Origin of the sequence: Amycolatopsis sp. NBC_00438 (assembly GCF_036026695.1) — a bacterium.
In the GTDB taxonomy this organism is placed as follows: domain Bacteria; phylum Actinomycetota; class Actinomycetes; order Mycobacteriales; family Pseudonocardiaceae; genus Amycolatopsis.
Window position 1 is genome coordinate 836569 of the sequence record NZ_CP107923.1, and the last position, 12169, is coordinate 848737.

Consider the following 12169-nt stretch of genomic DNA (forward strand, 5'->3'; position numbering starts at 1 on the left):
CACAACACAACCCTCGTTTGAGAAAAGGCACGTCGAACACCCGAGTCGACGCGTCGCGATGGCGTCATGCCTTGAGGAGGTCGGTGGTGACAACTACCGCAAGTTCAACCAGCTCGGACGTGAAACCCGCGTCGCTGAACTCGTGGGCGAGCCGTGATAGCAAGACGCCCGCACGCCTGAGTGGTGGAGGTCGACGCCGCAGCGTGCCCCACCTGTTGCTCGGCGTCCTGCTGGTCGCCGTTTGCTCGGCCGGAGGCGTATTCGCCGGGATGCAGCTCGGCGACCGCGAAAGCGTCGTCGCGCTTGCCCGTGCCGTTGCCGTGGGCCAGCTTCTCGATGTTCAGGATCTCAAGCAGGTCAGCATGGCGGTGGACTCCGGAATGGACGTTCTGCCCGCGTCGGCAGCGTCCACTGTGGTCGGCCGGCCGGTGGCATTCAGCCTGCCCGTCGGCTCGTTGGTGACGCGCTCGGTCCTCGGCGTTCCCCAGGTTCCTGCGCCCGGCAAGGGTGTCGCGGCGGTGGGGCTGAAGCCGGGACAGTTTCCGCCCGACCTGGCGCCCGGAACTACGGTGGCCGTCCTCGCGACGCCGGGGCAAAGCCCAGCTGTCGGAACGCCGGTCGGCCAGACGTCGTCATGGACCGCGGTGGTGTCCGCCGTCGCTGCCCGGGAGACCGAGCAGGTCACCGTGGTCTCCTTGCAGCTGGCCGAAGCCAACGCTCGCGCGTTGGCTTCGGCCCCGGCGGGCCAGCTCAGCCTCGTGGCGATTGCCGGGGGAGGACGCTGATGCTGATCGCCGTCTGCTCCCTCAAAGGCTCGCCCGGTGCGACCACCCTGGCGACCGCACTCGGGGCCTGCTGGCCGACCCAGCGGAGTCCGATCGTCGTCGAAGCCGACCCGGCCGGCGGCGACCTGATGGCCCGCTTCCGGCTGCCCGACACTCCGGGCCTGGTCAGCTTGGCCGCAGCGGCCCGAGGCCGTGGAGGTGCCGACCCGAACCTGCTCGTCCAGCACTCCCAGCCTCTGCCGGGCGGCCTGCGGGTCGTGCCTGGACCGGTCGGCGCTGAACAAGCTCGTGCAGCGCTCGCGGTGCTGGCCTCCGGAGGCTCGTCGCCGCTGCGTCGCGCGGCCGACCAGCCGGACATCGTGGTCATCGCCGACTGCGGCCGGGTCGATCCCGGTTCTCTGGCGCTGCCGATCGTCCGCGGTGCGGATGCGATGTTGCTGCTCGCGCGCCCGCACGACGACGAGCTCGCGCACGTCGCGCTCAAGCTTCAGGCCGCCCAGCAGTGGTCACGCCGACCGTGCCTCGTCCTGGTGGGCGACGGCTACCCGACCGCGGAGGTCTCGCAGACGCTGCAGATCCCGGTGATGGGCCGGGTGCCCGCCGACACCAAGGGCGCGGCGATGCTCAGCGGCCAGGGCACGAGCCGGCGTGGGGCGGACAAGTCCGCGCTCGGCCGGGCCGCAGCAATGATCGCGCTCAACCTCCACGCGCACGGGCACCAGCCGACCACCACCGACGGAAGCCGGCCACCGCACCTGCGGCTGGCGGTTGTCGGCGAGTCGGTTCCAGGCGTACCCCCGCAGCGGGTCGGCCCGCACATCCGGAACGGTGCGACGCCATGACGCGCCCCGACCTGGCCGTGCCGGTCAACGGCCGCCCGCACGTGCCTGGGCCGACAGACCTTCCGCACCGGCCCGCCGGTGAGACCGCGGCGGTGGAACGGCTGCGGCTGCACCTACGCGACGAGCTGTCCAGCCAGCTCAGCGACCGCGTCCGGGCCGACGAGTCCGCCGGTCGGCCGCCGATGGACGCACCGGCACGCCGTCGCCTGGCCGAGGCCATCCTGACCGACGCGGCCGAAGCGCACGCACAGGCCGAGCTGCGCAACTCCGCGGCTGGCGGGATGCTTGTGGCCCCCGAGGTCGAGCAGCGCGTGATCCGCCAGGTCCTCGACGAGGTCTTCGGCCTGGCCGGCCTGGAACCGCTGCTCGCCGACACCGACATCGAGAACATCAACATCAACGGCGACCGCGTCTTCGTCAAGCGCGCCGACGGCGGTCGCAAGCGTTTGCCTCCGGTAGTCGGTTCCGACACCGAGCTGATCGAGCTAATCCGGGACCTGGCGACCCGCTCCGGCGTGGAGGAGCGAAGGTTCGACCGCGGCAGCCCGATTGTGAACTTCCAGCTGCCCGGCGGCGCGCGCGTCTCGGCGGTCATGGCGGTGACCGCGCGGCCGTCGGTGTCGATCCGCCGGCACCGGTTCACGAAGGTCACCTTGGCCGACCTGCGCAAGAACGGGACGATTGACCTCGCCCTCGAGAGCTTCCTGAAAGCCCTCGTGAATGCGAAGCGCAACATCCTCGTCACCGGCGGCACGGCGATCGGCAAGACGACCATGCTGCGCGGCCTGGCCTCGGCGATCCCGCCGTGGGAGCGCCTGGTGACCATCGAGGACGTCTTCGAGCTCGGCCTCGGCGAGGACGCCGAGGTCCACCCGGATGTGGTGGCGCTGCAGGCCCGCGAACCGAACATCGAGGGCCAGGGCGAGATCTCGCTGTCGGACCTCGTGTGGCAGTCCCTGCGGATGAGCCCGGACCGGGTCATCGTCGGGGAAGTCCGCGGCCCCGAGGTCATCCCGCTGACCAACGCGATGTCCATGGGCAACGACGGCAGCATGGGCACCCTGCACTCCTCCAGCAGCCAGGGCGCGTTCACCAAGCTCGCCGCCTACGCGGTGCAGGGGCCCGAGCGGCTGCCGATGGAGGCCACCAACCTCCTGGTCGCCGCCGCGCTGCATTTCGTGGTGCACCTGGAAAAGCCCCGCGACGACCTCAGCAAGCGTGTTGTCTCCTCGATCCGCGAAGTCGTCGGTGCCGATGGCGCCCAGATCATCAGCAACGAGGTCTGGCGGCCCGGCCCAGACCTGCGGGCGGTGCCCGGCGCGCCGCTGCGCACCGACACCGTCGACCTGCTGGCCGAGGCAGGTTACGACCCGGACCTTTTCGAGCGGCGTGAAGGCTGGTGGACGCCATGAGCGTCGTCTTGCTTGGCGTGCTCGGAGGCGGTGTCGCCGTCGGGACCCTGCTGATTGTCGCTGGTCTGCGCGGTCGACCCGCGCGTGTGGAGGCGTCGTCCCGGCTGAGCACCTGGCTGGTCGCACGGCACGACCGGAAGCAGGTCGGCCTGCTCGTCATGGCCGTGCTCGCCGGCCTGGCGGTCGGCGTGGTCACCGGCTGGGTGGTCGGCGGCATCCTGGCCGTGGTCGCGGTGGCCGGCCTGCCGCGGATCTTCGGCTCGAACGTCGACCACCAGCGCCAGCTCGAACGCATCGAGGCGATCGCGGGGTGGACGGAGATGCTGCGCGACACCCTCGTCGCCGCGGCCGGACTGGAGCAGGCCATCCTCGCCACCGCTCCGGCCTGCCCAGCGCCGATCAGCGAGGAGATCACCGAGCTGGCCGTCCGGCTGGAACGCGGCGAACGCCTCGCACCCTCCCTGCGGCACCTCGCCGGCCAGCTCCGTGACCCGACCGCCGACCTGGTGATCTCCGCACTCGTGCTGGCCGCCGAGCACCAGGCCCGGCAACTGGCCGACTTGCTCGGCGAACTCGCTGCCGAGGCCCGTGAACAGGCGTCGATGCGCATGCGGGTTGAGGCCGGCCGTGCTCGCACCCGGACCAGCGTGCGGGTCGTCGTGATCACCACGTTGGTCTTCGCAGTCGGGTTGGTGCTGCTCAACCGCGGCTATTTGGTGCCCTACGACTCCGCGTTCGGGCAGATCATGCTGCTGCTCGTCGGCCTGCTTTTCACGGTCGCCTTCACCTGGCTCGGGCGGATCGTGCGCCAGCGCGAACCCGAGAGGTTCCTGACCGAGCTGAGCGCGATCCGCCAGCACGACGCCGACGTCGATGACCTGCTCACCGGGAAGGGAGCGTCATCATGATCGAGGCGTTGCTGTGGGGAGTCGGGCTCGGCGTCGGCTTGTGGGCGCTCGTGGTTTACGTCTTCCCGCCGCAGCCGCCGCTGCGGGCCCTGGTCGACCGGCTGCACGCGGCGCCAGCGCCACCGCCGATCCTCACCGCGGAATCCGACGGTTGGGCGCTGCGGGTGGGCCGTCCGTTCGTCAAGCCGCTGGTCGCCCTCAGATTGCCACACGGCAAGCTGCGCAACGACCTCGCGGTCACCGGTAAGGGCATTGAGCACCACCTGGCGGAGAAGGCAGCGCTGGCGTTGGCCGGGTTGCTGCCGCCGACCGTGATGCAGGTGCTGCTCGTCGTGGCCGACGCCGGCCTCGCCTGGGAAGTTCCCGCGGTCGCCGGTCTCCTCTTCGGGCTCGGCGGATTCCTGCTCCCGGACATCCGCGTTCGAAAGGAAGCCGAGCGGCGCCGCTCCACCTTCCGACACGCGTTGTCGGCCTACCTGAACCTCATCCGGGTGCTACTGGCGGGCGGCGCCGGTGTCGACGGCGCGCTGTCGGATGCGGTCGGGATCGGAAAAGGCTGGGCGTTCCAGCAACTTCGTCGCGCCCTGGTTACAGCCAAGCTGACCCGCACCACGCCGTGGGCCACCCTCGGTCAGCTTGGTGGCGAACTCGACGTGCATCAGCTCGCCGAGCTCGCAGCGTCGGTCAGCCTCGCGGGTACCGAAGGCGCCCGCGTCCGCGCGAGCCTCGCGGCCAAGGCCGCAGCACTACGTACTCGCGAACTCACCGATGCCGAAGGCGATGCCCAGGCAGCGACCGAACGGATGAGCCTGCCCGTGGTGATGCTGTTCATCGGCTTCCTCGTCTTCATCGGATATCCCGCCCTTGCCAGCGTGCTGGCTGGCTTATGAGTCCACTTCAGACCGTTGTACTTTCAAGGAGAAGCTGATGTTGAACGAAGTTCAGATTCTGATCGCCCGCGTCCGTGCCGAGCTGGAACAGCTCCGTCATGACGAAGGCGGCTACTCAACCGAAGCCGTCGTGGTGACCGCTGCCTTGGTCCTCCTGGCGATTGCCGTGGTTGCAATCATCGTCGCCAAGGTGACCGAGAAGGCCAACGGCATCAACCTCTAGGCCGATGACCACGATGCCTCGAAACGTACTGCGCCGACTTCGCACGGATGAGCGCGGCGCCGGCACGGCCGAGCTCGTCATCGCCACCCCGCTGCTGTTGCTGCTGGTTCTGCTCATCGCTCAATTTGCGCTGTACATGCACGCCGTCCACATTGCTCAAGCCGCTGCGTCCCAGGCACTGTCCGCGGCACGAATCTCCGGCGGCAGCTCAGGCACGGGGGACACCGAGGGACAACGAGTCCTCACACAACTGGGCAACGGACCGTTGCGGGAGACCTCGGTGAACGTCCAGCGTCGAGCTGCCCAGGTATCCGTGACGGTCACAGGAACCGTGACCAGCCTGATCCCGTTCACAACCCTCGCGGTCCACGCAGAAGCCGTTGGGCCAGTGGAGAAATTCACCCCGCCAAGCGGAGCCGGGGCGGTGACACCATGACCGCGGCCCGCAGCCTCCTTGCGCTACGGCGGGACGACCGGGGATCCGCCGCAGCCGAGCTCACCCTCCTGACCCCCGTGCTGATCCTGCTCTTGCTGTTCGTCGTCTTCTGCGGTCGGCTGGCCGATACCAAGCTGCGGGTCAACGACGTCGCCCACCAGGCCGCCCGCGCCGCCACCCTGGCCCGCAGTCCATCGCAAGCCACCGCCAACGCCCAGGCCACCGCCAGCGCGGCCTTGCGCTCAGCCGGGATCGCATGCCAATCGCTGTCGGTGTCCGCCGAAACCCAGGGGCTCAAACCTGGGGCCACGGTGACCGTCACCGTGACGTGCAGCGTCGGATTAGGCGACCTGACCTCGCTCGGCGTGCCCGGCAGCCGGACGTTCGAGTCCACCCTCTCCTCGCCAGTCGACGTCTGGCGAGGCACCTCTGGAGGTACGACATGAGGTCGATCGCAGTGCTACGTCGGCTGCGCGACGATGAAGAAGGCCGGGTAACCGCCTTCGTCGTTACGATCGCGCTCGCGGCCCTCCTCTTCGCCGGCCTCGTGCTCGATGGCGGGCTGGCACTGGCCGCCAAGGTCCGCGCGATCGGCGAGGCGCAGGAGGCCGCGCGGGCCGGCGCCCAGGAGATCGATCTGGCTGCGTACCGCGCCGACGGCTCGCTGCGCCTGGTCCCGCAGCGGGCGGGCGCAGCGGCCCGGAGTTACCTCGACGCCGCGGGGCACACCGGCAGCGTGTCGGTCACCGGCAACAAGGTCGCCGTAACCGTCACCATCGACCAGCCCACCCAGCTGCTCGGGCTCGTCAGCATCGCCTCGATCACCCTAACCGGAGCCGGACAAGCTGAACCACAGCGCGGAATCGCCGGCGTACTTCCATGAGAGGACACGAAAATGGTGACTACAGAAGAGATCGAACGCCGCATCGAGGAGGCTGACGCAGCCCGGAGCGCGAAGAGGACTGAGGCCGCGCGGCGGGTCGGCGAACTCGTGCAGCAGCGGACTGAACTGGCCGAGAAGCTCAGCGAGATCGACCGGAAGCTCGGGGACGTCCTCGTCGGAGCGAGCGACGTCATCGGCATCGACGAGCTGGCCAAGTTCACCAATGTCCCGGCTGCCGACCTCGCCCAGTGGCGCGACGGTCGCAAGACGACCCGGGCCAGGCGCAAGCGGCAGACTGCGAGCACGCCTACCCCAAAAATCAGTCCGAGCGCGCCGCCGACGGTCGCCGGGACGCGGATGTCGGCCGCCGATGCGTCCACACAGGCTCCCGTACCGGTGCCGTGACCGCGCAACCGCCCCTCTCGCGCCGGACGCGGGTGTTCGCCGCGGCACTCCGGTGTGTCCGCGGACTGCTCGCGTCCGGTGCCCTGGTCGGCCTCGTGGCGGGCCTGCCTTGGGCTCTGGTGCGCTTCGTAGGCTGGCCGCTACCGGACCAGCTGCCGACCTGGGACGAGATCCAGGCGACCCTGCTCAACCCAATGAGCGTCCGCTTCCTGCTGAACACCTTGGCGGTGGTCTGCTGGATCGTCTGGTTCTTCTTCGTTCTGGACGTCCTCCGCTGCTCCGTCGACGCGGCGCGCGGAATGACGTGGCCAAGTCGCCGGCCCGGCCCACTGCGCGGGGTCGCCGCGGTCCTCGTCGGGACCATCGTGCTTACCCTGCTCGGCAGCCGAAGCTCGTACTCGGCGCCGCTTGCGGGCACCGCGGCGCTCACCGTCGGCCTCCGGCCGGTCGCCGTCGTCACATCCCCGGACCCAGGTCCGGCACCACAGGCGACCAGCGTGGTTATCGATCCCGCTGCGCCTGCTCCGGCCGGCATGGTCCAGGTCACCGAGGAAGTCCGACTCCCACACGACGGGGTCTACGACAGCCTGTGGCGCGTCGCCGAGCGCCTCTACGGTCCTGGTGGCGGCAGCCGTTGGCCCGAGCTCTTTCAGCTGAACCGCGGCGTGGAGCAGCCCGACGGACGTGCGCTGACGAAGCCCAACCTCGTGCGGCCCGGCTGGAAGATCACCGCGTACATCCCGGCGCCCAACCAGGAGCATCCGTCAGCGCCGCCCCGACAACCACCACCTCCAACGACCACTTCGCCGACGACGCCCACTCCGGAACCAACCGCGGCCGGGGAGCACCGCGAAGACCGTCCCGAGCCTGCCGTGGATCTGGTGACGGGCGTCTTTGTCAGTTTCGGCCTCGCCGGAGCGATCGCCGCGGCCGTGGCGTCGACCAGGATGTGGCGCCGGCGCCGCTATCAGATCGGAAGCGGCGACCGTGCCGACCTCCAGCGCCCGATCGCCCCCGTGGTCCGCGCCCTCTGCGCCGCGCACGACGACGGCGACCTGCGGCCTGGTGAAGTTGCCGAGCTCGTCGACCTGGCATCACCGGAGGAGCCGGAACTCAGCGGCGAGCTGGACCAGGTGCCCGCGAAGATCGGCGTTCGAGAACGTCGCGAACTGGCCCTGAGCCTCGCCAGCACCCGCGGGCTTGGCCTCGCCGGCGCCGGAGCGACCGCGGCCGCTCGCGCGCTGCTCCTGCACCTGCTCGCCGAGCAGCCTGGCAACGGCGTCGGCGTGATCGTGCCCGTTGACGACTTGCGTCTGGTTTTCGACGGCATCGCCGTTGAGGACCTGCCGACCAGCGTTCACGTCGTCGCGACGCTCGATGCCGCGCTCGACGAGATGGAGGCGGCACTGCTGACTCGTACTCGCCACGCGATCGAGGAGGCCGGAGCTCGGCCCGCTGTACCTTTGCTCGTACTGCTCGCCAGCCCGGCATCCCACGCTGATCGTCGGCTGCAAGCCGTCCTCGACAACGGCTCGACGCTCGGCCTGGCCGGCGTGCTCCTCGGCCAGTGGCGTCGCGGGGCGACTCTGCTCGTCCGCCAGGACGGCACCGTCAGCGCGACCAGCCCCGGGATCGACGACGTCCTCACAGGTACGCGCCTGTTCAATGTTCCGGCTGCCGACGCCGCCTCTCTCCTCGAAGTGCTCCGAGCTGCGGAGAGCGCCGCCGAACCGGCTCGTGAACCGGTTCCCGAGCAGCGATCGACGGAGGTCGAGGCGAGCAGCTCGATCGAGCAGGAGGAGCAGCACGTCGACAACAACCAGCCTGCTACCCGCGAGGAACCGCCGGTCGGCACCAAGCAGCCCCGTCTGTTCCTGCGTGTGCTGGGTCAAGTCCAACTCGCCGTACGGGATGAAACAGGTGATCACGAGCTGGGCGGCGCGTTCACGCCGAAACAGCGCGAAGTCCTCGTCTTCCTCGCGCTGCATCCCCAGGGAGTCCGGCGCGAGGTCCTCAACGAGGCCGTCTGGCCCGACAGCCGCCCGCCGCGGCCGTACAACTCATTCCACAACACCCTCTCGACGCTGCGCCGCGCGCTCGCCGACGCCACCGACGGCCAGCCGGGCAACCTCGTCCTCAACGAGGACGGCCGCTACCGGCTCAGCGACGAACTCCTCGACCTCGACTTCTGGCAGCTGCGGCGCGTTCTGCAGGCGCAGCGCCCACCTGACGAGCACGGCAATGCCGGCCTCCGCGACGCGGTCGAGCTGTATCGCGGTGACCTCGCCGAGGATCTGCTCGCCCAGTGGATCGAACCCTTCCGGGAGTCCGTCCGCCGAGACGTCTTGGATGCGCTTGGCGCGCTGATCCGCGCCGACGGCGACATCTCCCCGGAGACCGCGCTGGTTCTGCTCGAACGAGCTCGCAAGTTCGACCAGTACAATGAAGGCGTCTACCGCGATATCATTCGTATGCAGGCACGGTTGGGCCAGTACGCGGCTATTCCGCGGACCGTCGCGCTCCTGACCACGACGCTCGCAGAGATCGACCAGCAGGTGAGCGCCGAGACCCTCAATCTCGCGGATTTCCTCCAGCGTCGAGGCAGCGCGCGGTGGAAGGATGCCGCCGGCGGTGCGGCAGCTAGTTGATCGGCGGAGGGAGCTACCTCCGGAAGGTCCTGGCGACGGTCTTCTCGCGGTGCCTGTTAGAGCGGTAGCCCCGCCAGCATATGAAGCGGCAGTTCGACACGCTTATGGTGCCTACCGATGTGACGCCCGACTCGGATGCCGGCAGGCATGTGAACAGTCGGTAAGGGCGCGCTGCCGACAGCTTCGTTGACGTGTAATCGAATGCATTCGAGCAAACCCTTTCACTCATCTTCGCGTCTTTACCTATCGTGCTCTATTTATCTTGTTCTTTGTTATTTCGGTATTCGCTCTTATATGTTTCGGCGGCGGGCTGACCTGAGTGTTTGCTTTCATCTGTCGACCTCTTGGCCTGGCTCGGTGAGCTCTGTGGAGGGCGCATAATTGTCGTGAAATAACCGTTGGGGGTCTTGATTTTCTGTGGCTCAGTCCTAAAATGGATTGTAGGAGAGAGCGGGACGGCAACCCCAAACTCTCCGGTTCGCTAACCAACACCGCTCACCTGACTGAAGGCTCAGTGATGACCATGTTTGAGGCGTGCGTGTCCCAATTTTCCCTTACCGTCGACGCGGCGGAAACCATTCAAGCCCTGGTGGGCAGCTCTGACCACCCTTGGGGGCGACGGCTCCACGATGCGCTGAAGTTCGCCACGTACGCGGAGTGTGTGTACGCCGTTGAGCCGTACGCGCGTATCGAAGTTGCGGACTTCCGGCCGGACGCGCCCAAGTATTCCGACGTCGCCGACCGGTCCGTGTCCGGCGTGTTGGATGAGATGCAGGCGGCCGGGTACGTCGACACGCGCGAGGTGCTGCAGGAAGACGCGGGCCAGACCTACCTGTCCGAGGGACGCACAGTGACGGCCGTGCACGTCGTCCGGCCCTTCGTGCTCGTCGGCGTCGACTACCGCTTTTCCCGGGAAGCCAACAGCCGAGCGATCCGATACGGGCACGCGTACGCCGACTGGTGGGAGATCACCGAACGCGCCTACACCGTCCCGGCCGGGTGGTACCTGGTCGGCGAGACGGGCGACTTCACGGCGGCCCTGGTCGGCGTCGCCGGCATCTCAGGGGACAGCGACGACTTGCTGTGCTCCCTGTTCGAAATCGACGGATTCGGCGCGTCAACCTGTCTTGCCGGGTGCAGATCGTGCGGGATGCGCTGGTCGGCGGAGTCGGGATCGTGGCACTTCCGGCCCGACGACTGCGACGGCGACGCCTGGGACTTCGACGACGCCGCCGAGATCGACGACGAATCCGGCACCGTCGCGTGCACGGCATGCGCTACCGGTCGCGTCGGCTTCTCCATCTTCTGATCTTTCGCCGTTGCGCGGGCGGTCCCGCGTCTTCGTGGGCCGTGCGCTCACCTCTACTTCCTTGTGAGGCTGCAATGTTCGCTGTGCTCTCCGTGGACGGAACCCCGATGGGGCTGTCCGACGACGTCGCCGAATCGATCACCCTGCAGTTCGACACGGACTCGGCTCCGACTCATCGGTGCCGAGCGTGCGGGGAGGAACTGGCCGAGACCCCCGACGGCTACGAATCGACGTCCGGCGACACCGCGTGTGCCGACTTCGAGCCGACGGCCGAAACCGACCCGACTACGGCGAGGGACCGCACGATCCCGAGCGGATCCCGCTGTCCTGGTGCAACAGTGCGGCCGTCCACACCGACGAATCCGAAGACTCGGTCACGGTGTCCATTTCGGTTGGGGACCCGCGCGGCGCCTTCACCTTCACCATCCGGCGCGTGCCGGACGACGCCGAAGGCGACCTCGCCGGACGGCTGATCATGCACACCCCGTACACCGGAGAACCGATGCCGCACGCCGCCTTGACGGTGCTGCACGAAGGAACCCACGTCGTCGGCACCTACGCGCCGACTCGGCATCTGCGTTCCGTCCCTCCCGCTGCCTGAACGCCTACGGAGGCTTCTGATGAACACAGCGCCAGCATTCGACCGCGCCCAGCCCGGCGAGGTCTACGTGACCGTGGCCGACTCCGGCGTCGTCTTCCCGGCCTTGATCGAGCACAAGCGTTGGAACGGGTTCGCTCGGCCGCGCATCAGCCGCGCGACGGCTGAAGCCATGGTCGCCTGGCTGAGCGAATGCAACGGTGCCATCGCCGCCGCATTCGACGGCGAGGCAGTCGCCATCACCGAAACCGCGGCCGGTCGCGCGGAACGTATCGAACCGGGCGCCGATGGCCGGTACCCGATCGGCGCCGGTGCGTGGGAATGGGAACTGACCGCACCAGCCGCCGACGTCGCCGCCGAGCAAGCGTTGCTCGCCGGTGCTTACCGGCTCGCGCCCGAAGCGGGCGAAGTCCTGGTCAAGATCAACGCCACCGGCAGCGATCCCGGCTTCCCGGCCCAGGTGGACCCCGTGTCCGGCTGGAGCCGGTCCGGGACCCCGCGCTTCCGCCCCGACGTCGCGGTCGTCGTAGTCGCCTGGCTCAACGCCTGCGGGCGGCAGTACCCAGGCGCCACAGTGGCGTACTGGGAGGACAACACGATCATGCTTCTTGATCCGCTCGCCGCAATCCAGGACGGATACGTGCCGACGCAAGTCGTCCTAGAGGCGGACGGCCGGTTCGCGATCGGCGCCGACTTCGAGTGGGAACGCGCCAAAAGCTGACAGCTCGCGAACAACGAGAACCACGCACAGCCGTGGTGTTCCGGGACGGCAACCCCGGCACACCACCGAACCACCAACACCGCACCGAAATCATCCGAAGGGATCCGTC

Annotated in this window: 14 protein-coding genes; all 14 read left to right on the forward strand. The window is 68.7% G+C overall.

Annotated features, from left to right (window positions below; genetic code table 11):
- Window positions 1-203 precede the first annotated feature (203 nt).
- The 14 genes from OG494_RS03985 to OG494_RS04050 all read left to right on the forward strand — a co-directional run bounded on the left by OG494_RS03985 (window position 204) and on the right by OG494_RS04050 (window position 12060).
- Entirely contained in the window at window positions 204-785 is a 582-nt protein-coding gene (locus OG494_RS03985) for a hypothetical protein (RefSeq protein ID WP_328452047.1), read from the forward strand.
- Complete coding sequence (locus OG494_RS03990) at window positions 785-1627, forward strand: chromosome partitioning protein (RefSeq protein WP_328452049.1); 843 nt, start codon at window positions 785-787, stop codon at window positions 1625-1627. The genes OG494_RS03985 and OG494_RS03990 overlap by 1 nt, the downstream gene beginning before the upstream one ends.
- Window positions 1624-3039 (forward strand): CpaF family protein, encoded by a 1416-nt coding sequence (locus OG494_RS03995; protein WP_328452051.1) that lies wholly within the window; start codon window positions 1624-1626, stop codon window positions 3037-3039. The genes OG494_RS03990 and OG494_RS03995 overlap by 4 nt, the downstream gene beginning before the upstream one ends.
- The gene (locus OG494_RS04000; protein ID WP_328452053.1) at window positions 3036-3947 is read left to right on the forward strand and encodes a type II secretion system F family protein; all 912 of its coding nucleotides are present in this window, start codon (window positions 3036-3038) and stop codon (window positions 3945-3947) included. The genes OG494_RS03995 and OG494_RS04000 overlap by 4 nt, the downstream gene beginning before the upstream one ends.
- Window positions 3944-4837: a type II secretion system F family protein gene (locus tag OG494_RS04005; protein WP_328452055.1), complete on the forward strand. Its 894-nt coding sequence runs from the start codon at window positions 3944-3946 to the stop codon at window positions 4835-4837. Before OG494_RS04000 ends, OG494_RS04005 begins: the two co-directional genes overlap by 4 nt.
- Before the next feature lie 37 nt (window positions 4838-4874).
- The gene (locus tag OG494_RS04010) at window positions 4875-5060 is read left to right on the forward strand and encodes a hypothetical protein (RefSeq protein ID WP_328452057.1); all 186 of its coding nucleotides are present in this window, start codon (window positions 4875-4877) and stop codon (window positions 5058-5060) included.
- Window positions 5061-5064: 4 nt separating this feature from the next.
- Window positions 5065-5496 carry a TadE/TadG family type IV pilus assembly protein gene (locus tag OG494_RS04015; RefSeq protein ID WP_328452059.1) on the forward strand — a complete coding sequence of 144 codons (432 nt, stop codon included), beginning with the start codon at window positions 5065-5067 and terminating at the stop codon, window positions 5494-5496.
- A complete protein-coding gene (locus tag OG494_RS04020) occupies window positions 5493-5942 on the forward strand; it encodes a TadE/TadG family type IV pilus assembly protein (RefSeq protein ID WP_328452061.1) in 450 nt (149 codons plus the stop codon). The genes OG494_RS04015 and OG494_RS04020 overlap by 4 nt, the downstream gene beginning before the upstream one ends.
- Entirely contained in the window at window positions 5939-6379 is a 441-nt protein-coding gene (locus tag OG494_RS04025; protein ID WP_328452063.1) for a pilus assembly protein TadG-related protein, read from the forward strand. The genes OG494_RS04020 and OG494_RS04025 overlap by 4 nt, the downstream gene beginning before the upstream one ends.
- A 12-nt stretch (window positions 6380-6391) precedes the next feature.
- Window positions 6392-6784: a hypothetical protein gene (locus tag OG494_RS04030; RefSeq protein ID WP_328452065.1), complete on the forward strand. Its 393-nt coding sequence runs from the start codon at window positions 6392-6394 to the stop codon at window positions 6782-6784.
- Entirely contained in the window at window positions 6781-9432 is a 2652-nt protein-coding gene (locus OG494_RS04035; RefSeq protein WP_328452067.1) for a hypothetical protein, read from the forward strand. The genes OG494_RS04030 and OG494_RS04035 overlap by 4 nt, the downstream gene beginning before the upstream one ends.
- A gap of 517 nt (window positions 9433-9949) precedes the next feature.
- Complete coding sequence (locus OG494_RS04040) at window positions 9950-10741, forward strand: hypothetical protein (RefSeq protein WP_328452069.1); 792 nt, start codon at window positions 9950-9952, stop codon at window positions 10739-10741.
- Between the two features lie 379 nt (window positions 10742-11120).
- Window positions 11121-11342: a hypothetical protein gene (locus tag OG494_RS04045; RefSeq protein WP_328452071.1), complete on the forward strand. Its 222-nt coding sequence runs from the start codon at window positions 11121-11123 to the stop codon at window positions 11340-11342.
- A gap of 19 nt (window positions 11343-11361) precedes the next feature.
- Window positions 11362-12060: a hypothetical protein gene (locus OG494_RS04050; protein ID WP_328452073.1), complete on the forward strand. Its 699-nt coding sequence runs from the start codon at window positions 11362-11364 to the stop codon at window positions 12058-12060.
- Window positions 12061-12169 lie beyond the last annotated feature (109 nt).